We start from the raw sequence: 21,425 nt of genomic DNA, 5'->3' as shown, positions 1-21,425 counted from the left end.
AAACTATGAAAGAAATACTACAATATTTATTTGATCACCAAACGCTGAGTAAAGCGCAAGCGAAATCCGTATTGCTGGAAATTGCCAAAAATATATTTAATGAAATCGAAGTGACGGCGTTTGTGTCGGTTTTTCTGATGCGCAGTATCACGATGGAGGAGCTGGAAGGATTCGTGGAAGCGCTGCAACAATTGGCACCAAATATAAACCTGGAAAATGATGGACTGGTAGACATTGTGGGCACGGGCGGCGACGGAAAGGATACCTTCAATATTTCAACCTTGGCTGCACTGGTGGTGGCTGCGGCGGGACAGCCAGTCGCTAAGCATGGCAATTATGCCGCCTCTGCGGTGAGCGGTGCGTCGAACGTGCTGGAACTGTTGGGATACCGGTTTAAAAAAACTGAAGAAGAGTTAAAGCGCGACCTTGAAAAGAGCAACTTCTGTTATCTGCATGCGCCCCTGTTTCATACGTCATTGAAGAATATTGCACCGATGCGCAAAAATCTGGGACTGAAAACTTTTTTTAATCTGCTGGGACCGCTCATTAACCCGGCGCGGCCGAGGTATTCGATCATCGGTGTGGCCAATCTGGAAATTGCCAGGCTGTATCAATATTTGCTGCAAAAGAAAAATCAGCATTTTCTGCTGGTGCATTCGCTGGACGGATATGATGAAGTTAGCCTGATCTGCGATACGAAACTGATCACCAGTCACGGCGTAAAAGTCTGTACCGCGCGCAGCCTGAATCCGCAGCCAGTACGAGCCGAAAATTTATACGGAGGGACCACGCCGGAAAAGGCCGCGGAGATATTTTATCAGATTTTAAGCGGAAAGGGAACCGAAGCACAAAATGCGGTAGTGGCAACCAATGCCGCCCTTGCGCTGGAAACCGCAGGACAGCATGGCGATTATAGACAATGCCTGGAACTCGCTTACAAAACATTGTCCGACGGAGTCGCCCTGCAAAACTTTAAAAAACTGATACAATAAAATGGATATATTAAAGAAAATCATCGCGCACAAAAAACTGGAGGTGCAACAAGCGAAGCGCACATTTGAATACAGAAAATTTTTGGAAACTGACGCAGCGCAACAAGACCCGCTTTCTTTCACGGATGGAGTACAAAATAAACACGGCATTATCGCTGAGTTTAAAAGACAATCGCCCAGCAAAGGAATTATCAATGCCAAGGCGGCTGTTGCAGAAACTGTTGAAGGTTACGAGCGTGGCGGAGCCAGTGCAATTTCAGTGCTGACGGATTCGGCTTTTTTTGGCGGTTCGGCCAATGATTTTGTGAAGGCCGTGCAAACGGTCCGTATTCCTGTCTTGCGAAAAGATTTCATGGTGGACGAATACCAGTTTTATGAAGCGCGCGGGCTGGGGGCTTCGGCGGTGCTGCTCATTGCGGCCTGCTTGTCTCCGGCACAGGTGCAGGAGTTCACGGACTTGGCGCACAGTCTGCAATTGCAGGTATTACTGGAACTGCATTCGGCAGAGGAGTTAGGCCATGTGTGTAGAGAAATTGATATGGTGGGCGTGAATAACCGCAATCTAAAAAACTTTAAAGTGGATCTGCAGCATTCGGTGGATTTGGCGGCGGCACTTCCGGCGGATGTGATTAAAGTAGCTGAAAGCGGTATGCGGTCGGCGGAAGATTACCACTATTTAAAAGAAAACGGATTTAATGGTTTTCTGATCGGTACCCGTTTTATGGAATCGGATGCGCCGGCGGAAGCGTTTGCAAACTTTGTAAAAACATTATGATGAAAGTAAAAGTGTGCGGGGTCACAAATCTAAAACAAGCGGAAGAACTGCAACAAGTGGGCGCTGATTATCTGGGTTTTATTTTCTATGCAAAATCTAAAAGATATGTGCTGACTCATCTTTCATTGCAAGCGATTTCACAAATTACGCACAGTGGAAAAGTGGGTGTGTTTGTTAATGCAGATATACATGAAGTAGTGGAAATCGCTCAACACGCAGGACTCCATTTTGTACAGTTGCACGGCGACGAAGATTTAAATTATATTTTAAATGTAAAGAAAGCGCTGCCTGCCGGGATTAAAATAATTAAAGTAATCCGTGTCGGTTCAGATAAAGGATTAGTCTGCCAGCAAATTCAGCGATACAATCATATGAAAGAAGTGGATATTCTTTTATTTGATACTGATGGCAGTTCTTATGGTGGAACCGGACAATCTTTTGAGTGGAGTTTTCTTAATGACGTTACTTTTGAAAAGCCCTATTGGCTAAGCGGCGGTATTGATGAATCTTTATTGCCAAAACTTAAAACATTACAAATCCAACCTCAAACACTCGATATTAACTCACGTTTTGAAACAGCACCAGGCCTGAAAGATGTAAACAAGGTCCGCAGTTTCTTAATAAGGTTAAGAAATTGAAAATTTAAATACGCTAACATTACAAAAAACTGATGATAAATAAAACCTATAAAAATCCTGACATCAACGGATATTATGGCGAGTTCGGCGGCGCCTTCGTACCGGAAATGCTGTATCCGAATGTGGAGGAATTGCGCTCGGAATATCTGGAGATTATGGAAAGGCCGGCATTTAAAAAACAGTATTCGGCGCTGCTGAAAGACTATGTCGGGCGTGCCACGCCATTATATTTTGCTGAAAATTTAAGTAACCAATATAACACCCAGATTTATTTGAAGCGTGAGGATTTAAACCACACCGGTGCGCATAAAATTAATAACGCGCTGGGCCAGGCACTTCTTGCGCAGCATTTAGGCAAAAAAAGAATTATTGCCGAAACGGGCGCGGGCCAGCACGGCGTTGCGACGGCGACAGCTTGTGCGCTGCTCGGCCTGGAATGCATTGTTTACATGGGCGAGGTTGATATCAAGCGGCAGGCGCCCAACGTAGCACGGATGAAAATGCTGGGTGCGACCGTGGTTCCTGCCACTTCGGGTTCCAAAACGCTGAAAGATGCCGTGAACGAAGCCTTGCGCGATTGGATTAATAACGCTGATTCCACGCATTATATCATCGGCAGCGTGGTGGGGCCTCATCCTTTCCCGGATTTGGTGGCACGTTTCCAAAGTGTTATTTCCGAGGAAATACGATTTCAGCTGCGCGAACAAACCGGATCTGAACTGCCTGACGCCATCATTGCCTGCGTGGGCGGTGGCAGTAATGCCGCCGGTGCTTTTTATCATTTCGCGGATGAACTGTCAGTGCGGCTCATCGCGGCAGAGGCCGGCGGTTTAGGTGTTGACTCAGGTAAATCGGCAGCGACCACCGCCTTGGGTACGACCGGCATTTTGCACGGCAGTAAAAGCCTGGTGATGCAGACTGGCGAAGGACAGGTGATTGAACCGCATTCGATTTCTGCCGGTCTGGATTATCCGGGAATTGGTCCGATGCACGCCCATTTGTTTGCCTCGGGCAGAGCAGAATTCGTTTGTGTGACTGATCAGCAGGCGCTGGCTTCTGCAAAGAAACTGGCACGGCGCGAGGGAATTATTCCGGCGCTGGAATCGGCGCACGCACTGGCAGTCCTGGACTTTATGAAGTTTAAAACGGAGGAAAAAGTAGTAATCTGCCTGAGCGGACGCGGTGATAAAGACATGGAAGCGTATATGACTGATTTGGCAAAGGATGGAAAACTGTAAAAACACAGCAATGAAAAAGAAAAAACTTAATATTTATTTTACCGCAGGAATCCCGCAGCTGAACGATACCGGGCGCGTTTTGCAAATGATTCAGGACTCGGGCGCAGACTATGTGGAAATAGGAATGCCGTACTCGGATCCGGTGGCGGATGGCCCCGTCATTCAGCGAGCACATGAAAAAGCACTGGCCAATGGAATGACTATTTCCATTTTGTTTTCGCAATTAAAAGAGATCCGCGACCGTATTACGATTCCTGTTATTCTGATGGGTTATCTTAATCCTGTCCTGCAATATGGTTTCGAAAATTTTTGCCGCGAGGCCCGTGATGCGGGCGTGCAGGGTTTGATTATTCCTGACCTGCCGCCGGTTGAATTTGAAAGAGCGTATAAAAAGGTTACAGAACAATATCAGCTGGATTTTATTTTCCTGATTACCCCGGAAACTTCTGTTGAAAGAATTTATTACCTGGATAAACTGGGCAGCGGATTTCTGTATGCAGTGTCCAGTTCATCCACCACGGGTCAGCAGTCGAAGCAGGTGTATAATGAAAACTACCTGAACCGATTACAGTCACTGCCACTTAAAAATGAAATAATGGTCGGATTTGGGATTAGTAACTGCGAGGATTTTAAACAGATTTCAGCTAAAGTAGACGGCGCCATCATAGGTTCGGCCTTTGTGAAAATTCTGCTGGATGACCCGGATTGGGAAACATCGGGGGCGGCTTTTATTGAAAATATCCGCAATTAGTTTTAAATTTGTCAGGCGTCCGCACTTTTCTTTTTCAGGCTTTATAAATGAGTAAAAAGTATTGCGTTGCGCCTCAGAAAAAAGATTTTATGACTAGTACTCAAAACCGTGTCCTGCAGTTTGAAGATTTAGGGTTGATGGAATATGAACCCGCTTTTACTTACCAGCAGGAATTGATGGACTCCATTATTTCGCTCAAACTTCACAACCGCGATCATGAAGATGACAGAAAAATAACGCCTAATCATTTTCTGTTTGTGGAACATCCGCATGTATACACGCTGGGCAAAAGCGGCTTGCAGGAGCATTTGCTGGCGGACCAGCTGAAGTTGCGCGACCTAAAGGCGAAATTTGTACAAACAAACCGCGGCGGGGACATTACTTATCATGGCTTTGGCCAAATCGTGGCCTATCCCATTCTGGATTTGGATAACTTTAAGTCAGATATATTTCTGTATATGCGAAACCTGGAAGAAGTGATCATCCGTGTCATCGCAGAATATGGTTTGAAGGGAGAACGCAGCGAAGGCGAAACTGGGGTCTGGCTGGATGTGGGAACGCCGTACGCCCGAAAAATATGCGCAATGGGTGTGAAGACTTCCAAATGGGTAACCATGCACGGGCTTGCTCTGAATGTGAATACAGATTTAAAATATTTCGATTATATTATCCCGTGTGGAATCAGGGATAAGGCAGTAACATCATTAGAACGGGAGCTGGAGCGATCTTTTTCAACCGAAGAAACAGCTGAGATTAAGGAGAAAATTCTGCGTCATTTCAGCGCAGTTTTCGAAGCTACCTTTGAACAATAAACATAAAACAGGAAAAAACATTTTTAAAAATTTGACAAAAAACCAGGCTTAAAAATCACTTTTTGCTAAATGGCTAAAATTTTTATCTTTGTAAAAACCGAAAAACAATAATGGCAGAATATAAACTATTGCTTCCTTCGATGGGCGAAGGAGTCATGGAAGCCACCATCATCAGCTGGCTTGTAAACGAAGGAGATACCGTGCAGGAGGACGATTCTGTAGTGGAAATTGCAACAGATAAAGTAGATTCTGATGTACCGGTACCCGTATCCGGTAAATTGGTCAAAATCCTGAAACAAAAAGACGAAGTTGCACAGGTTGGGGAAGTAATTGCCATTCTGCAGGTGGCCGGCGCCGGAGATGCAGTGGAAGAGCAGGCGCAGGAACCAAAATCCCACGCAGAGGTACAGACCCAGATTCCGGAGACTACACCAACGGATATTGCCGCACTGGAAGAACCGCTCCAGAAGACTTCTGCAACTACACAAATGAATACCGGTGATCTGTATTTATCACCACTGGTAAAATCCATTGTGCAGGAAGAAAATATTTCCGAAGACGAACTTCGCTCTATTTCCGGCAGCGGAATGGAAGGTAGAATTACCAAAGAAGATATTTTATCCTTTGTTGCAGATCGCAAAGAAGGTAAAACAGCTCAGCCACAAGCGCAGCAAATTACGCCTTCGCAACCTGCCGCTACGACAACAGCAGCACCTGCAGCGCCAAAAGCAGTGCCGGTTCCGGTTGCTGCCGGCGATGAGATTATTCAGATGGACCGTGTGCGGAAAATCATTGCTGATGCGATGGTGAACTCCAAACGTATCTCGCCGCACGTTACCTCATTTATTGAATCTGATGTAACCAATGTCGTGAAATGGCGCGCCAAGCACAAAGCATTGTTTGAAAAGCGGGAAGGCGAGAAGCTGACCTTTATGCCGATTTTTGTGAAGGCCGTGGTGAAAGCCATTCAGGATTTCCCTATGATCAACGTTTCAGTGGATGGTGATAAAATCATTAAGAAGAAAAACATCAACATCGGAATGGCCACCGCACTTCCGGATGGTAACCTGATTGTACCGGTGATTAAAAATGCGGATCAGCTTTCCCTGTCAGGTCTGGCGAAAGCAATCAATGACCTGGCGCACCGTGCGAGAAATAAAAAACTAAAACCGGAAGATACCCAGGGCGCTACCTACACCATTTCAAATGTGGGCAGCTTTGGAAACCTGATGGGCACGCCGATTATTCCGCAGCCACAGGTGGGAATTCTGGCAATTGGTGCGATTGTGAAAAAACCGGCCGTATTGGAAACCGCTGATGGCGATGTGATTGCCATCCGTCAGCTGATGTTTATGTCACATTCCTACGACCACCGGGTGGTAGATGGTTCATTGGGCGGCATGTTCCTGAAACATGTTCATGATTATCTGGAGAACTGGGATCTGAACACTGAAATATAATATCTAAACCTCCGGAATTCGGAGGTTTTTAGTTTTAATTACGTTCTATTTACATTTAAAATCAAATTATTAATGTTTACCATCCGTCAGGCAAAAGAAGCCGATACTGAATTAATATTTTCACTGATCCGCAAATTGGCCGTTTATGAAAAAATGGAAGATGCAGTTATTACCTCGGCAGAAGAGCTCCGCGAACAGCTGTTTGTTAAAGAAAATGCGCAGGTACTGATTGCAGAAGAAGCCGGAACCGCAATTGGTTTTGCTTTATATTTTTTCAATTTCTCCACCTTCGTAGGCCGCGCGGGACTGTATCTCGAGGATTTGTATATTGAGCCGGAATACCGCGGCAAAGGCTACGGCAAACAACTCTTTGTTCAGCTGGCCACGCTGGCTAAAGAGAAAAAGTGTGGCCGGATGGAATGGTCTGTGCTCAATTGGAACACGCCGGCCATTAACTTTTATAAATCGCTCGGCGCTGTAGCCATGAATGAATGGACAGTTTACCGCCTGGACGAAAAGGCACTGCAGAAACTTGTGAAATAAATTTCGGAGTCTGATTAACAAAAACCGGCGCGGAACCTCAAGGTTCCGCGCCGGTTTATTACTGTTTTGAAATGCCTGATTATTACATAATGTCACTAATCTCTTCACACAGCCACTCCAGCAATTCGCGGTCTTCCGCTGTAAAAGGATCTACTGTATGGGAATCGATATCGATCTGACCAATGTTTTCACCGTTTTTCATAATCGGAACCACGATCTCAGCCTTCGTATCAATTGAGCAGCTCAGGTAATTATCCTGTTCATGAACGTCCGGTACCACAAAGGTCTCGTTGGAGACAGCTACCTGCCCACAGATTCCGCGACCGTAGGGGATAATACTGTGATCCGTGGGTGCACCTACATAAGGTCCCAGAATAAGTTCCTGCTTATCGCCATTTTTGAAATAAAAACCGGTCCAGTTGAAATACGAAATTTCTCTGTCCAGAATTTCACATACTTTCTGGAGTTTCGCATTGGTATCTTTTCCCTCGTCATCCAGCGCAGTCAGCAATTGCTTTTTTAGTTGTTCCATATATTATGAAAAGTGTTTTAAATTCATTTCTTCCTGGTAGCCAAACATTCCGCGTGCTTTAATCATTTCTGCCACACCTGCCGGCACTTCTTTTTCCCAGCCCGGCGTGTGGTCTGCAATTTTTTGCAGAATGCTTCTTGAGTAAATTTCCAGGTGATTGGGATTATATTCTTCGATATCCACAATCCTTTCGTTTTGCTTAAAGTATTTATATAATTGCTTCAGACTGTCGCTCACTTTCAGGTTTTTGGAAGTCAGCAGCTCATGTGTTTCGGGATCTTTGTAAGGGTAGAGGTACACGCGCATATCCTGGCGGAAGAATTTACCAAACGCTTCGAGGATTCCGCCGGACAGGTTTTTATAATATTCTTCATCGAACACATCCAGCAGATTATTAACGCCCATCGCCACGCCAATTTTGCCATTGGTGTACGTTGTAAAATAATCAATCAACCTGTAATATTCCGAGAAGTTCGAAAGAATTACCGTGTAACCCAGCTTTCCTAAGATATCAACCCGGTGCAGGAAATCACGCTCATCAATATCGCCCGCTGCCCGCAGATTGGAAATGGTAATTTCAAAAAGGACCTCCGTTTCTTCGGGCGTGGATTCCCAGTCGCGCTCAAACATTTCCAGCCCGCGCTTAAACATATCGATGTTCACCAGCGTTACTGGCCGGAAACTTCCGCGTACGGCAAAAATATTTTTCTTGTATAAAGTATCAGCCGGAAGCATATTACTGCCCTGCGCATTGAAGATCACGGCGTCGGTCATATTGTTTTTCACCAGCTGCAGACTCATCAGGCGATTGTCTACATACTCAAAAGCCGGCCCGCGAAAATCGATCATATCAATCTCCAGGTTGTCCGTCGGGATATGATCATATAATGAATTGATCATCTTGCGCGGGTTATCGCTGTAGTTGAAAGCGCCGTAAATTAAATTAACCCCGAGACCGCCTAAAGTTTCCTGCTGCAGTGTTGCATCATTCTCCCGAAATTTAACGTGCAAAACGATTTCGTTGTAATCCTCGTGCTCGTCCAATTGGAAACGAAGACCCACCCAGCCATGGCCTTTACTTGTTTTATCAAAGTTGATGGTGGTTACCGTGTTTGCATAAGAGAAGAACCTGCGGCCCGGATTGTTTTCGCGGGATAGGCGCTCTTCGATCAAAGCGACTTCATACCGCAACATTTTGCGCAGGCGGTTTTGCGTCACGTAGCGGTTGCCGGGCTCTTTTCCGTAGATCGCATCACTGAAATCTTTATCGTAAGCAGACATTGCTTTCGCAATGGTTTTGGAAGCTCCTCCGGCGCGAAAAAAATGACGCACTGTTTCCTGACCCGCGCCAATTTCGGCGAAAGTGCCATAAATACCGGCGTCTAAATTTATTTCTAATGCTTTCTGTTTCGGAGTTAATTTCTGCTCAATCACGGCCCATTTCAATTTGGCGCAAAAATACGAAATATTCAACAATCTGAGGCTATCAGCCGTTTCCAAGCGCGCTTATTGTTTCACATGGCTTTCCATTCTTCTTCTGCCTCTTTAAGTTTTTAACAAATAATTGTAGATTTACAAAACATCCGTTTTTTATGATTTTAAACTTTCTTGGAACAGGAACTTCTCAGGGTGTTCCGGTGATCGGTTGCCACTGCCCAGTGTGCCGCTCCGATGACCCGCGGGATCATCGTCTCCGTTCGTCCGTACTGCTCACGACTGACGATCAAAAAAATCTGCTCATCGACTGCGGCCCCGATTTCCGGCTGCAAATGCTGCGCGCCGCGGCAGATGATCTGGAAGCTGCCCTGATTACCCATGAACACAATGATCATATCATCGGGCTGGACGATATGCGGCCATTAATTTTCAGAAAAGGAAAAAATATTGATATCTACGCAAAAGAGCGCGTCGCAAACGAAATCAGAGAACGTTTTCCGTATGCATTTGCCACGGTGCGTTATCCGGGAGCGCCATCTTTTGATCTTCACCACATTGATGGACCGCTCGAAATTGCGGGAGTAAAAATCCAGCCTTTGGAAGTTATGCACGGAAATTTGCCGATTCTCGGATTCAGAATCCGTAATTTAGCGTATGTCACTGATGCCAGTTATATCTCACCACAAGAAAAAGAAAAAATGCAGAACCTGGAATATTTGATCTTAAACTGCATCCGAAAGGACGATTTGCATCCGTCGCATTATATTCTTCCTCAGGCGATTGAATTGTTTGAGGAACTGCGGCCCGGGAAAATGCTGCTTACGCATATCTCGCATCACATGGGGCTTTTCCCGGAAACATCAGCGGAACTCCCGGAGGGTATTGAGTTGGCGTACGACGGCCTACAGCTTGATTTCTGAAATTTTTTAAATTAAAAGTTTTTCCAGCGGAAAAATAATTTTATATTTGCACACCAATTAGCGGCCCAGTTGGCGGAATTGGTAGACGCGCTAGACTCAAACTCTAGTACCGAAAGGTGTGCCGGTTCGATTCCGGCACTGGGTACAAAACCTCTGCACCTCTTGCGGAGGTTTTTTTATTTTGAAAATCCTATTTATAGTGCTGAAAAATCCCGAAGTCCGTTGCAGTCCAGAGCGCGGCCTTTTGCCCGGCTACTTTTAAACCGTTATTTGTCCAGGTGTTGCAGGTTTCCAGGAAATTATAACTTCCTTTTGCTTCGTAGAACGCATCATCCTCACCATAGACCGCATCCGTGGGGATCAGAACAAAATTTCCTTCTTGATCGCGGTCAAATTTATCCGTAATGAATTTTACCAGATCACGGTACTGCGTTTCCGTCAGCATAATCTTTTTGCATTTGTCATTTTCAATCATCGTATCATAGAACGTACAATGCATTGCCGATTCTCCCAGCCAAAATGCAGCTTTCACAGCCGTGCTGAATTTCAGGTCAGACCATTCCGGCGTATCCAGATAAAAACCTTTGTCGCCCCAGCCAATGGAGAGATATTGAAAGTCAGTGCGCTGCGATTTGGTATTTCTAAACGGAACGGCAGCGCGCCAGTCCATTTCAGGCGATACTATCGGAACGACAATATCGGTGTGGACACCATTGGTCAGAATATAGGTTTCGATGGTTTTGGGTTCACCTGCCGGCTTCGCAGGAACTTCCAGGAAAGGGAGTAATAAAGCTGCCAGCACATACACCAGCACGAGACTTAGAACGACGCCCACTGCTCTCGCAATTCCGAGGAATATTTTTTTCATTCTGTAAATATAAAATTAAATAGTTCCGTAAGACTTGTCGCATCAAAATGCGCTATAAATTGTCTTTTTTGTGCTTTTTAATGAACGCTATATTTCTTTGCAGCCCTGCAAACTTTGTTCGTTTAACCGGCGATTTTTTAAAGATCTCCGAGAAGATTTCCTGTGTTAATTCTGTCCAGTTCACCTGATTCATTTGCTGCAGACCTTCCGTGGGAACAAACTTAGGCTGCTGATGTGGGGTTGCAAAGCGGTTCCAGGGGCAGACATCCTGGCAAATATCACAGCCGAACATCCAGTCTTCCATATTGCCGGCAAAACTGGCGGGGATTTCATTTTTAAGTTCAATGGTGGCGTAGGAAATACATTTGCTTCCGTCAATAGTACGGTCATCAACAATCGCATCTGTGGGGCACGCTTCAATACAGCGCCGGCAACTTCCACAGTGATCCGTGACCGGCCCATCCGCAATAAGTTCCAGATCGCAAATGATTTCAGCTAAAAAAAAGAAGGAGCCGGCACCTTTTGAAATGAGGTTGGCATTTTTCCCGATCCAGCCCAAGCCTGATTTTCTTGCCCAACTGCGTTCCAGTACCGGCGCTGAATCTGTGAAAACCCTGCATTCGAACGCACCGATTTCCTCTTGAAGTTCACTGACGAGCTCACGCAGTATTTCTTTAATGATTTCATGATAGTCCTGGCCGTACGCATACTTGGAAATCTTCAGGCCGCCAAAATCAGTAAATTTTTGCTGAGGATAATAATTATAGAGCAACGAAATAACGGATTTGCTGCTGGGCACCAGAATTGTGGGATCCAGCCTCTTATCAAAGTGATTTTCCATGTAGGACATTTCACCGTGGTACTGATTCTTTAACCATTGCTCCAACGGAGCAGCATCTTCTTCCAGAAAGCCGGCCGCAGAAATTCCGCACGAATGAAAGCCGTGTGCTTTTGCTTTTGCTTTAATCAATCGGGTGTAACGGCTGGCAGAAGAATCCATAAGAGTGATTGCGAAATTACTATTATTTTATAATTTTGTGTGAAGCATACTGCTGTACAATCAACTTTAAAAAACAAGAATCATGTCAATTGAAAACATTCTGCAGTCCGGAAATTACCATCTGATCGATGTTCGTGAACCGATGGAGCTGGAAATGGACGGCGCCATCGACCAGGCAACCAATATTCCGCTGGGCGAAATAGAGGAGCATAAAGATGAAATCGCCAATATGAGCGGACCAAAAATTGTGTTCTGCCGGAGCGGAAATCGGAGCGGGAAAGCAATGGAATACTTAAAATCCCAGGGAATCGAAGATGTTTACAATGGCGGCGGCTATCAGGATGTGGCAAGCCAGTTAGAGAAATAATTCGTCCTTATTTTAAATTAAACAACCATTTACTGACATCTGCTACGGCAGAAAGTAAATGGTTGTTTAGTTTTGATACTGTTTTTATTCGATTGATCTTCAGTACTTTGAGTTATATAATTTTTATTTTAAGGAGTTGCTCCGGTTTCTTTGGCATGATTTTGACAAGCCATAGAGCGTAAAACTTAAAAATTTAAAATTATGAAACTGATTAAAAATTCAATGCTTATAGCAGGGTTGGTTACAGCCGGATTACTTAGTGCACAAAGTGCTGATATGCGAAATATGCTGAAAATCGGAGTAAACGGTGGGGTAGCGGTGCCGGCAGAAAATGCAGGCGGTACCATCGGTGTTGATGTGGCTTACCAGAATCTGACGACTCCGGGCTTTGGTTTGGGTATCGCAACCGGATATAACCACTTTTTTGGAAAGGATAACAACGGGAACAGCAATAACGATTTTGGCGTGGTGCCGGTCGCAGCCTTGCTGAGATATTATCCGCAGCAAACCGGCTTTTATCTGGGAACTGACCTTGGATACGGGTTTATTGTAGGTGATGAAAAGGTAGCTTCCAACAGTACGGTGGACAGACCAGACGGCGGTTTCTACATCAAACCAGAAATCGGATACCATAACCGCGACTGGAACGTAGCCCTACAATACCAGAAAACATTTACCGGCAGCAAAGGCGAAATCGGCGGCCAGAAATATAATGCCGGAGCCATTGGTGTTGGTGTAGGGTACAACATTCCGCTGGGAAAATAAGAAACGAAACATTCTTGAACCTCCTCTGTAAGCAGGGGAGGTTTTTCTTTTTAAGCCTTATTATTTTTAAAAACTATTATTATCTTTGGGAGATAACCGTACAAACATGGAAGCAAAAAATCAATTCAAACTATTTCTGCCTGGCTTAATGGCAGAGAAAAACAATGGAATCACCGTGCTTGCTGCTGATCTGAAAGAAGCTGAAACGGTTATTGCCTTATATAAAACGTCACATCAGAATCTGGAATTGTTGACAGAGGCTGTCTATGAAACCGAAAACTACAAATCATTTACGGAAATTGCACAGGAGTTTTTGCAGCAGCATCAGCCGGGGCCAATTGATCGTGTTAGTATTGCCGTGCCGGGCCCTGTCATTGCCGGCAAGAGTGAACCGCTCCGCCTGCAGTGGCGGCTGGATGCCGCGGAGTTCAGCCGTGTCACCGGCCTGGAAAATGTCTGCCTGATTAATGACCTGGAAGCTTCTGCTTACGGAATTAAACATGTAGATGATGAGGATTTTGTTAAAATTCATGACGTTGTGAATTTTACTCAGGGCAATGCAGCCTTACTGGCACCGGGTGAAGGACTGGGTGAAGCTGCGCTGTTTTGGGACGGCCATTACCTGCGACCGTTTGCGACGGAAGGCGGCCACTGCGAATTTTCGCCGCGGACCAATCAGGAAGTTGAGTTCTATACCTACCTGCAAAAAATTTACGGCATCGTTTCGTGGGAGTCAGTACTGTCAGTGAGCGGACTGTTTAATATCTACCGTTTTCTGCGCGACGTAAAGCAGCACCAGCAGCCGCAATGGCTGAGTGGGGAGATCGAAAGCGGAAACTTCACCGACGCTGTTATTCGCGGGGCACTTGAATGCACAGACCGCATCTGCACAGCAACCGTTGAAACATTTTTAACCTACATGGCGCGAGAGGCGAACAGCCTTGTGCTGAAAATGAAGGCCACCGGTGGTTTATACCTGACCGGCAAACTGCCCATCATGCTGGAACAGTTCATTGACAAAGGCCAGTTTTACAAGAACTTTGTCATCAGCGATAAAATGGAAAATATTCTGGAAGACATTCCCATTTATCTGGTTCGCGATGAAAAAACCATCCTTAAAGGCGCAGCACTTTATGGCGCTTTCTCTCAGGAATAATTATTTACAAAGGGTTTTGCACAGCAAGACTCTTTTTGTGTACCCGGTTACACGACGATCTTGACCTACATCAAGAGTAACAAAGCTTATTTAGGATACCTTTGCGCAGATGAATTCTAAAAGCATTTATAACGAGATGAAAAAATTATTATTCGCTGCAGTACTGGCAAGCGGCCTGGCGTTCGGACAAACTAAAAAGGTAACAGATTCCAACGTACAATGGTGGGGTTACAAACTGGCTAAAACCGAAACCTCTTCACACTTCGGTCTGCTTAATGTCAAGTCTGGTGAGGTGGTACTGAAAAATAATCAGGTCGCCGGCGGAACATTCGTACTGGATATGAACAGCATCAATGCAACAGATGTGACAGGCGAGTCCAAGCAGAAGTTAGATGGCCATTTGAAAAGCGGTGATTTCTTCGAAACAGATAAATTCCCGACGGCCGTGTACAAGATCACCAGTGTAAAAAAGAACAACAGTAAAGCTTTCCCGTACAAAGTGAACGGAAACTTGACTGTGAAAGGAAAGACGAATGCAGTTTCTTTCCCGGCGAAAATTGCCCTGAATAATGGAGTTTTCACCTTAACATCCGATAAATTCAGTTTTGACCGTCAGAAATTTGGCGTCAATTATAAATCAAGTTTGAAGGATGCCGTCATCAAGGATGATATCGATATGATGATCAGCATTACTGCAAAGTAAAGGTTAGATTAATTTGAAGGTGGAAAAGAGCAGCATTGTCTGCTCTTTTTTTTACTTTTATGACATGAAATTATACGTAGTCAGCGGGTTGGGTGCCGATTTTAAGGTGCTCGAAAGATTGACATTTCCCGCTGATCTTGAAGTTTGTTTTCTCGATTGGCTGCAGCCGGAAAAAGGTGAACATTTTTCTCATTATATCCGTCGGATGGCAGACCGAATCGACGATCGTGAACCTTTCGCGTTGCTGGGATATTCTTTTGGCGGTATCATCGTGCAGGAAATTCATCGGCTGAAGCCCGCAGAAAAGGTAATCATTATGGGGAGCATTCGTTCGCACCGCGAAAAGTCGCGATTGCTGCGGTGGGGCGAACGCACGCGGCTGCCGGCCTATGTGCCGTCGGGTTTTTACGGTGAACGATCGACCTTTCTTTACACATTTGCCCGGCGCTTTTTTGATCCGTCTAATCCTGCACTTCTTCAATACTTCAGGGTGCGTGATCCGTATTACCTCAAGTGGAGTATTGCAAAAATTTCTGCCTGGAAGTTTGAACCTGTTCCCGGTGTAGTACAAATCATGGCAGACCGCGACCTCATTTTTCCCATCGCGAATTCCAAACCTGATTATATTATAAGAAATGCCAGCCATTTATTTCCAGCCACACGCGCAAAAGAAGTGTCCCGTATCCTGGACGAAATTTTCGGTAAAATAAAGCTAGAGAGACCATAACAGTAGTTGATACTGCGGAACCTGCACACTGCATAGGAAATCATCGAAATAAAATTATCTTTGTAATACATTAAATTTTATTCTGCTCCGGCAGCTTGTACATGGAATCAATCAGCGTTTTCGAGATTATTAAAGTAGGAATCGGCCCCAGCAGTTCACACACCATGGGCCCCTGGAATGCAGCGGGCAGCTTTCTGCAATTATTGCGCGGCCTTCAGCCGTTGGAACAGGTGACGCATGTTTCAGTAGAGTTTTTTGGGTCGCTGGCCAAAACCGGTATTGGTCACGGTACCGATATCGCTGGCATGCTGGGCTTGAGCGGCGAAAATTTCCGCGAAATTGACACCACGCAGATTGACGCGAAAGTAGAAGCCATTAAATCATCCGGAAAAATAATGCTCGGCGGCGCAAAAGAACTGCCCTTTATTTACGGAACCGATTTGATTCTTAATAAAAAAAAGTCACTGGATTTCCATCCGAACGGGATGATTTTCAAAGCAACTTTTGCAGACGGCACTACCGTAGAGCAGGATTATTACAGCGTGGGCGGTGGTTTCATTGCGACGCGCGAGGAAAACTCCTACGAAAATAACTGCGTGCGAACCTTATATCCCTGTCATTCCGGTGCGGATATTATGCGCAATATTACTAAACTGCAACTGCCCAAAATTTCTGATTTGGTGTTCCTGAATGAGGAATCTTGGCGCACGCGCGAGGAAACCAGAAGGGAAGCGCTGTACATCTGGGAGCAAATCTGCGAATGCATTTATAAAGGCATTAATAAAGAAGGGATTTTGCCCGGTGGCCTGCGGGTTACACGGCGAGCAGCCGGCCTAAACCGAAAGCTGCTCGGTGAAAAGAAATACAATAATCTGCAGGAATGGTATAATTTGCTGCTCGAAACCGATCCCGGTTTTATTAATATTAATAAATGGGTGTCCTGTTTCGCGCTTGCGGTTAATGAAGAAAACGCTTCCTTTGGCCGGATCATCACGGCACCGACCAACGGCGCCAGCGGTGTTATTCCGGCGGTATTGCTGTATTCACAGGTATTTACGGAGTATGCCAGTGAAGACAATATCATCCGTTTTCTGCTCGTCGCCGGTGAGGTCGGAACTTTGTTTAAAAAGAATGCAACCATTTCTGCGGCCATGGGTGGCTGCCAGGCAGAAGTCGGTGTTTCATCGGCAATGGCAGCGGCCGGTCTTACGGAAATTATGGGCGGTACACCCGGACAGGTGCTGATGGCGGCCGAAATTGCCATGGAGCATCACCTCGGCCTCACCTGCGACCCGATTGCGGGACTGGTGCAGATTCCGTGTATCGAGCGCAACTCGATGGGTGCCATGAAAGCCATCACCGCTGCCAATATCGCGCTGGAGTCCGATCCTGAAAAAGCACGCGTCACGCTGGATGAAGTCATCCAGTCCATGTGGGAAACTGCGCAGAGCATGAGCGAACGCTTTAAGGAAACCTCGGAAGGTGGTTTGGCAATTGCCGTGAATGTAGCGGAGTGCTAAAATTTTTAGGAGCAGGAAGTACTGTGCTCAGTGGAAATCTCGTCCGGCTGTCCGCTATATCTGCGCCGCGGCGGCTTTGCCGCCGCGGCGCAGGATGCCGCTTCCATCCGGGCTATGAGGGACATTCCGTTCTTTCTTTCCCGGACGGAGTACGCTTACTTTAAAATGGGACGAATCCTGTTGGCATTCCGGATCAGTTCTTCGAGCAGTTCGTAGTTTTCTTTTTCCAGCGCCGATTTAAATTTCCTTAACTGCGAGATATGCTCATTCAGTACATCGAGAACATTTTCTTTGTTATGCTTAAAAATCGGGACCCACATTTCCGGGTGGGATTTTGCCAAACGAACCGTACTCGAAAAACCGGTGCTCGCCATCTGGAAAATAGTATCCTCTTCCCGTTCTTTCTCTAAAACCGTATTGGCAAGTGCATACGATGTGATATGCGAAATATGCGAGATGTAAGCCGTGTGGATATCGTGGTTCTCAGCGTCGAAGTACAACACATTCATTTCCAGGCCTTCAATTACTTTCAGGGCAGTTTCTACTGCATCCGGCGCTGATTTTTCTGCATCGCAGATAACGCCGGCTTTCTGACTGAAACTGTCAGCTTTAGCTGCTTCGGGTCCGGAGTTTTCAGTTCCCCACATCGGGTGAAAGGCTACAAATCGCTCGCGGTTCGGGTGCTGGTCTGCCGTACTGCAAATCTTTCCCTTTGTGGAACCGACATCCATTACAGTTTGCCCTGGGCCAAGCAGATCAAGCACTTGCGGCAGCAGAGCTGCGGCGGCATCTACGGGAATGGCAAGAATCACCACATCCGATTTTTGCACCGCTTCAGCCAATGGAAGCGCTTCATCAATAATTCCGCGCTCCAGCGCTTTTTGAACATGTTCCGGTGAAGCATCAACACCAATCACATGGTTACAGACGCCATTAAGTTTTAATTTTAAAGCAATGGACCCGCCAATAAGGCCGGTCCCGATAATAGTAAGCTGCATTTTGCTTGTATTTTATATTGGAGTATCAGGGTAGCTTTTTCAGGGATTTAAAAAGCGTTTGCTCTTTGCACTTTTCAAAATACACTTCATAACGCGGATTCTTTTTGGGATAGACCAAGGTATAGGCAGGACACGGCTGTTGCTGCGCCTGGCTGCGGGCGAAATCCACATACCCATTGGTCAGAATACTGTCGCGCAAATATTTCTCATCGATATTCTGCTGTGCCATTGTTTCCTTCACTTCCTCAGAAAAAGCGAAGTCTTTGGACAAGGTTTCCGCAATCACTCGGGAGTTCGGGAGATAGCCACTGCAGCTCGCACCTTTTTTATTAAGGATAAACATCACCAGCAAAAGACCCGGGATAAGGCCAATCAGAAAAAATTTAATTTTTCGCATTTAGAATATTAAAAGATTGATATCGTGGTACGTCAGGTTAAAACGGTCGCACAGAATTTTTTTGGTATGGCGGCCTTTGTACATATAGAGTGATTGCTTCATTTCATTATTGCGCACCAGCATATTCTCAAAACCTCCTTCTTCATCATAATTTAAAAGATAGGATAAGAAGAAATTCGAGATCGCTTTCGTTGTGGTTCTTGGCATTTTAGACGTCAGGTTCGGAAGTCCGCAGTGAATCACGCCGTGTTTGATAACGTAAGGATTTTCCATGTCGGTGAGCTCTGACGTTTCAATCATCTTGCTGTTATCGATGGTTACATCAATAATGACGCTGCCTTTCTTCATTGACGCTACCATTTCATCGGTAACTACGGGCACATGTGTCAGTTTCGACAGTGCACCGATCACAACATCAGCACGTTTCAGGCTTTTGGCTAATTCTTTCGGATCAATAATAGAAGTCGGTACGCGGCCATCCACCATCATGTGCAGCCTGCGCAGTTTAGACAGTGAATTGTCAAACACACGTACGCTTGCGCCAAGTCCCAGTGCCGCTTTGGTAGCAAATTCACCTACAATGCCGGCACCTAAAACAACCACCTCTGCCGGACGCACGCCGGTAATTCCGCCGAGCATCATCCCATTGGATAGTGCCAGTAATTCCGCGGCATATAATACCGAAATATTCCCGGCAATTTCACCGATCAGGCGTACCAGCGCAAGTTGCTTATAGTCATCTGCAATAAACTCAAACGCGATTGCATTTACTTTTCGTTCGGCAAGTTGCTTAAAATAGTCCGCGTCACGCAAACTGATCTGCAGTGCCGACACCAGGTATGTGTTGGCTTTTAACAGCTGTATTTCTTCCTCTGTGGGAGGGTTGATTTTGAGAACCAAGTCCTGTCCAAAGGCTTCTGCAGGATCATCGGTCATCTGTGCACCGGACTCAGCGTACTGCAAATCACTGTAAAAAGAGCCTTCGCCGGCTCCTTTTTCGATGATGATTTTATGACCATGGGCTGTGAGCACCTGTACCGCATCGGGTGTAATACAAGTTCGCCTTTCATTCAGACAGGTTTCCTTGGGAATACCAATGCTGAACTGTTTTCCTTTTTTTACGATCTCCAGTTTTTCTTCCTGCGGAACAAGATCCTGCTCGGTAAAGGGAGTGAAGACATGGGTGTGGCTCATGACAAATCAGTTTATAAATACAGTGCCTTACAGGCGGCAAAGATACGACGATTTAATTTTTTCAGCTGTGTTCCGTGAGAAAGATGTGGCGTATGCCGTCGCGGGTTTCGATCTGCATCGTATGATGCGGATAATCGGCAAGTTGCTCTTCATACACCTCAGGCCATTCAATTATGGTGAAAAAAGCGGTATCCAGATACTCTTCGATACCGATATTATAAGCTTCAGCAGCGTTTTTTAATCTGTATAAATCAAAGTGAAATATGGTGCCTCCGGGCGCGATGTATTCATTCACCAGTGCATAGGTAGGGGAGGAAACCTGATCTGCACTGCCCAGTTCTCGCACTAAATGTTGCGTGAAGGTGGTCTTGCCGGCGCCGAGATTTCCTTTTAGAAGGAGAAGCGGATGTTTTCGCTGTGATAGGAAAGACCGGGTAAAATCCTGCCAGTCTTCCATGCCCTGAACAATGAACTCCATTTATTTATAAATTTCAATTAGAATTTCCCCGTCCTCGTTGATAGCTCCGCGGTACATACCGGCGGTATTAAAAGGCATAGCGATATTGCCGGCACGGTCCAGCGCGATCATTCCGCCATCGCCGCCCATTTTGCCAATTTCATCAATTACTTCCTGCGTAGCCGCTGCCACGTCTTTTTGCTGATATTCCATCTTCGCAGCAACGGTTCGTGCGGCGGTTGCGCGGATGAAATATTCTCCCCAGCCGGTAGCGGAAATCCCGACGTTATTGTCAGCATAGGTGCCGGCACCGATAATCGGTGCATCGCCGATGCGTCCGTATTTTTTGTTAGTCATTCCGCCGGTAGAGGTACCCGCTGCGAGGTACCCATTTTTGTCCAAAGCAACTGCGCCTACCGTTCCGAACTTCTGATCCACTTCATACGCTTCCGGATAGGATTTGCCTGCCGACATGGCTGTTGTTTTTTTATTTTCTTTATTTTTAATTTTTTGCAGACTGTTCCATCGATCCTGTGTCCAAAAATATTCGGGATCTACTATTTCCAGTTTTTGAGCTGCAGCAAACGCTTCGGCACCGGCGCCGGATAGCATGACATGTTCACTTTTTTCCATAACGGCTACCGCAGCCGTTATCGGGTTTTTAATGGTATGCACGCCGGCGATCGCACCGGCCGCTTTGTCCTGGCCGCGCATGATGGAAGCATCCAGTTCATTTTTTCCATCCGCCGTAAAAACAGCGCCGCGGCCGGCGTTGAACAAGGGACTGTCTTCCAGCACCATGATGGCGGAAGTCACCGTTTGAACCGCCGGCTTGCCTGCTTTCCACTGGGCGTAACCGGCCAGCAATGCTTCTTTTAACTTCGCCTGATACTCGGCTTCTTTCGCCGGCGACATCTCGCTTTTCAGAATAGTGCCGGCACCGCCGTGGATGACGAGTATATGCTTCTTTTGTGCAGTCAGCAGTGCTGCGGCCGAAAGACTCAGCGTAAACAGTAATCTTTTCATGATAAAGGGGTAAAAAATAGCTGCTCAAATGTAGAGAAAATTTTGGAGGCGCGAGCGCAGCGAGCGCCGAAACTTCTGCTTGATTTGCGCTTAGTTATATGCTGTTCGTACTGTAAATGATGTTGTTCGAAATTTTCCCGTTTGCACGT

Annotated in this window: 24 protein-coding genes and 1 tRNA gene; 16 read left to right on the top strand and 9 right to left on the bottom strand. The window is 46.0% G+C overall.

Annotated features, from left to right (window positions below; translation table 11 throughout):
* Window positions 1–5: 5 nt before the first annotated feature.
* The 8 genes from trpD (at window position 6) to MVI27_RS06775 (ending at window position 7,209) form a co-directional block, all read left to right on the top strand.
* Complete coding sequence (gene trpD / locus MVI27_RS06810; RefSeq protein WP_246960058.1) at window positions 6–992, top strand: anthranilate phosphoribosyltransferase; 987 nt, start codon at window positions 6–8, stop codon at window positions 990–992.
* Window position 993: 1 nt separating this feature from the next.
* Window positions 994–1,767: an indole-3-glycerol phosphate synthase TrpC gene (gene trpC, locus MVI27_RS06805; protein ID WP_246960057.1), complete on the top strand. Its 774-nt coding sequence runs from the start codon at window positions 994–996 to the stop codon at window positions 1,765–1,767.
* A complete protein-coding gene (locus tag MVI27_RS06800; RefSeq protein ID WP_246960056.1) occupies window positions 1,764–2,405 on the top strand; it encodes a phosphoribosylanthranilate isomerase in 642 nt (213 codons plus the stop codon). The genes trpC and MVI27_RS06800 overlap by 4 nt, the downstream gene beginning before the upstream one ends.
* 32 nt (window positions 2,406–2,437) lie before the next feature.
* On the top strand, window positions 2,438–3,643 hold the full coding sequence (gene trpB / locus MVI27_RS06795; protein ID WP_246960055.1) for a tryptophan synthase subunit beta: 1,206 nt from the start codon (window positions 2,438–2,440) through the stop codon (window positions 3,641–3,643).
* A 10-nt stretch (window positions 3,644–3,653) separates the two neighbouring features.
* Window positions 3,654–4,394 (top strand): tryptophan synthase subunit alpha, encoded by a 741-nt coding sequence (gene trpA, locus MVI27_RS06790; protein WP_246960054.1) that lies wholly within the window; start codon window positions 3,654–3,656, stop codon window positions 4,392–4,394.
* Between the two features lie 89 nt (window positions 4,395–4,483).
* Window positions 4,484–5,206, top strand: coding sequence for a lipoyl(octanoyl) transferase LipB (lipB, locus tag MVI27_RS06785; protein ID WP_246960053.1), 723 nt, complete (start codon window positions 4,484–4,486; stop codon window positions 5,204–5,206).
* A 110-nt stretch (window positions 5,207–5,316) separates the two neighbouring features.
* On the top strand, window positions 5,317–6,666 hold the full coding sequence (locus MVI27_RS06780) for a dihydrolipoamide acetyltransferase family protein (RefSeq protein WP_246960052.1): 1,350 nt from the start codon (window positions 5,317–5,319) through the stop codon (window positions 6,664–6,666).
* Window positions 6,667–6,738: 72 nt separating this feature from the next.
* The gene (locus MVI27_RS06775) at window positions 6,739–7,209 is read left to right on the top strand and encodes a GNAT family N-acetyltransferase (protein ID WP_246960051.1); all 471 of its coding nucleotides are present in this window, start codon (window positions 6,739–6,741) and stop codon (window positions 7,207–7,209) included.
* 82 nt (window positions 7,210–7,291) lie between these two features.
* Here the strand turns inward: MVI27_RS06775 and MVI27_RS06770 are convergent, their stop codons facing one another.
* Both MVI27_RS06770 and MVI27_RS06765 read right to left on the bottom strand, forming a co-directional pair.
* Window positions 7,292–7,741 (bottom strand): GAF domain-containing protein, encoded by a 450-nt coding sequence (locus MVI27_RS06770; protein WP_246960050.1) that lies wholly within the window; start codon window positions 7,739–7,741, stop codon window positions 7,292–7,294.
* 3 nt (window positions 7,742–7,744) lie between these two features.
* Window positions 7,745–9,172, bottom strand: a complete 1,428-nt coding sequence (locus MVI27_RS06765; protein ID WP_246960385.1) for a TonB-dependent receptor — start codon at window positions 9,170–9,172, stop codon at window positions 7,745–7,747.
* A gap of 161 nt (window positions 9,173–9,333) precedes the next feature.
* Here MVI27_RS06765 and MVI27_RS06760 point away from each other — a divergent pair, with 161 nt between their 5' ends.
* Window positions 9,334–10,098 (top strand): MBL fold metallo-hydrolase, encoded by a 765-nt coding sequence (locus tag MVI27_RS06760; RefSeq protein ID WP_246960049.1) that lies wholly within the window; start codon window positions 9,334–9,336, stop codon window positions 10,096–10,098.
* 63 nt (window positions 10,099–10,161) lie between these two features.
* Window positions 10,162–10,243, top strand: a tRNA-Leu gene (locus tag MVI27_RS06755).
* A gap of 45 nt (window positions 10,244–10,288) precedes the next feature.
* On the opposite strand, the gene MVI27_RS06750 is transcribed toward MVI27_RS06755, so the two are convergent.
* On the bottom strand, window positions 10,289–10,966 hold the full coding sequence (locus MVI27_RS06750) for a TIGR02117 family protein (RefSeq protein ID WP_246960048.1): 678 nt from the start codon (window positions 10,964–10,966) through the stop codon (window positions 10,289–10,291).
* Window positions 10,967–11,018: 52 nt separating this feature from the next.
* Window positions 11,019–11,966, bottom strand: coding sequence for a tRNA epoxyqueuosine(34) reductase QueG (gene queG / locus MVI27_RS06745; RefSeq protein ID WP_246960047.1), 948 nt, complete (start codon window positions 11,964–11,966; stop codon window positions 11,019–11,021).
* Window positions 11,967–12,048: 82 nt separating this feature from the next.
* Here queG and MVI27_RS06740 point away from each other — a divergent pair, with 82 nt between their 5' ends.
* From MVI27_RS06740 to MVI27_RS06715, 6 genes are all read left to right on the top strand, one after another.
* A complete protein-coding gene (locus MVI27_RS06740) occupies window positions 12,049–12,333 on the top strand; it encodes a rhodanese-like domain-containing protein (protein WP_246960046.1) in 285 nt (94 codons plus the stop codon).
* A gap of 201 nt (window positions 12,334–12,534) precedes the next feature.
* On the top strand, window positions 12,535–13,098 hold the full coding sequence (locus MVI27_RS06735) for a porin family protein (RefSeq protein ID WP_246960045.1): 564 nt from the start codon (window positions 12,535–12,537) through the stop codon (window positions 13,096–13,098).
* Window positions 13,099–13,204: 106 nt separating this feature from the next.
* A complete protein-coding gene (locus MVI27_RS06730) occupies window positions 13,205–14,254 on the top strand; it encodes a glucokinase (RefSeq protein WP_246960044.1) in 1,050 nt (349 codons plus the stop codon).
* A 136-nt stretch (window positions 14,255–14,390) separates the two neighbouring features.
* On the top strand, window positions 14,391–14,957 hold the full coding sequence (locus tag MVI27_RS06725) for a YceI family protein (RefSeq protein WP_246960043.1): 567 nt from the start codon (window positions 14,391–14,393) through the stop codon (window positions 14,955–14,957).
* 64 nt (window positions 14,958–15,021) lie between these two features.
* Window positions 15,022–15,684 carry an alpha/beta hydrolase gene (locus MVI27_RS06720; protein WP_246960042.1) on the top strand — a complete coding sequence of 221 codons (663 nt, stop codon included), beginning with the start codon at window positions 15,022–15,024 and terminating at the stop codon, window positions 15,682–15,684.
* Window positions 15,685–15,785: 101 nt separating this feature from the next.
* A complete protein-coding gene (locus MVI27_RS06715; protein ID WP_246960041.1) occupies window positions 15,786–17,204 on the top strand; it encodes an L-serine ammonia-lyase in 1,419 nt (472 codons plus the stop codon).
* Between the two features lie 155 nt (window positions 17,205–17,359).
* Here the strand turns inward: MVI27_RS06715 and MVI27_RS06710 are convergent, their stop codons facing one another.
* From MVI27_RS06710 to MVI27_RS06690, 5 genes are all read right to left on the bottom strand, one after another.
* Entirely contained in the window at window positions 17,360–18,202 is an 843-nt protein-coding gene (locus MVI27_RS06710) for a prephenate dehydrogenase (RefSeq protein ID WP_246960040.1), read from the bottom strand.
* A gap of 25 nt (window positions 18,203–18,227) precedes the next feature.
* A complete protein-coding gene (locus MVI27_RS06705; protein ID WP_246960039.1) occupies window positions 18,228–18,599 on the bottom strand; it encodes a hypothetical protein in 372 nt (123 codons plus the stop codon).
* Window positions 18,600–19,793 (bottom strand): alanine dehydrogenase, encoded by a 1,194-nt coding sequence (locus tag MVI27_RS06700; RefSeq protein ID WP_246960038.1) that lies wholly within the window; start codon window positions 19,791–19,793, stop codon window positions 18,600–18,602.
* A 61-nt stretch (window positions 19,794–19,854) separates the two neighbouring features.
* Window positions 19,855–20,271: a tRNA (adenosine(37)-N6)-threonylcarbamoyltransferase complex ATPase subunit type 1 TsaE gene (gene tsaE, locus MVI27_RS06695; protein WP_246960037.1), complete on the bottom strand. Its 417-nt coding sequence runs from the start codon at window positions 20,269–20,271 to the stop codon at window positions 19,855–19,857.
* Window positions 20,272–21,276 (bottom strand): isoaspartyl peptidase/L-asparaginase family protein, encoded by a 1,005-nt coding sequence (locus tag MVI27_RS06690; RefSeq protein ID WP_246960036.1) that lies wholly within the window; start codon window positions 21,274–21,276, stop codon window positions 20,272–20,274. It abuts the gene before it with no gap.
* Between the last annotated feature and the right edge of the window lie 149 nt (window positions 21,277–21,425).

It is taken from the genome of Chryseobacterium salipaludis (assembly GCF_022968825.1).
Taxonomy (GTDB): domain Bacteria; phylum Bacteroidota; class Bacteroidia; order Flavobacteriales; family Weeksellaceae; genus Kaistella; species Kaistella salipaludis.
The sequence above is the reverse complement of the archived record's forward strand: the minus strand, read 5'-3'. Positions and strand labels throughout refer to the sequence as shown.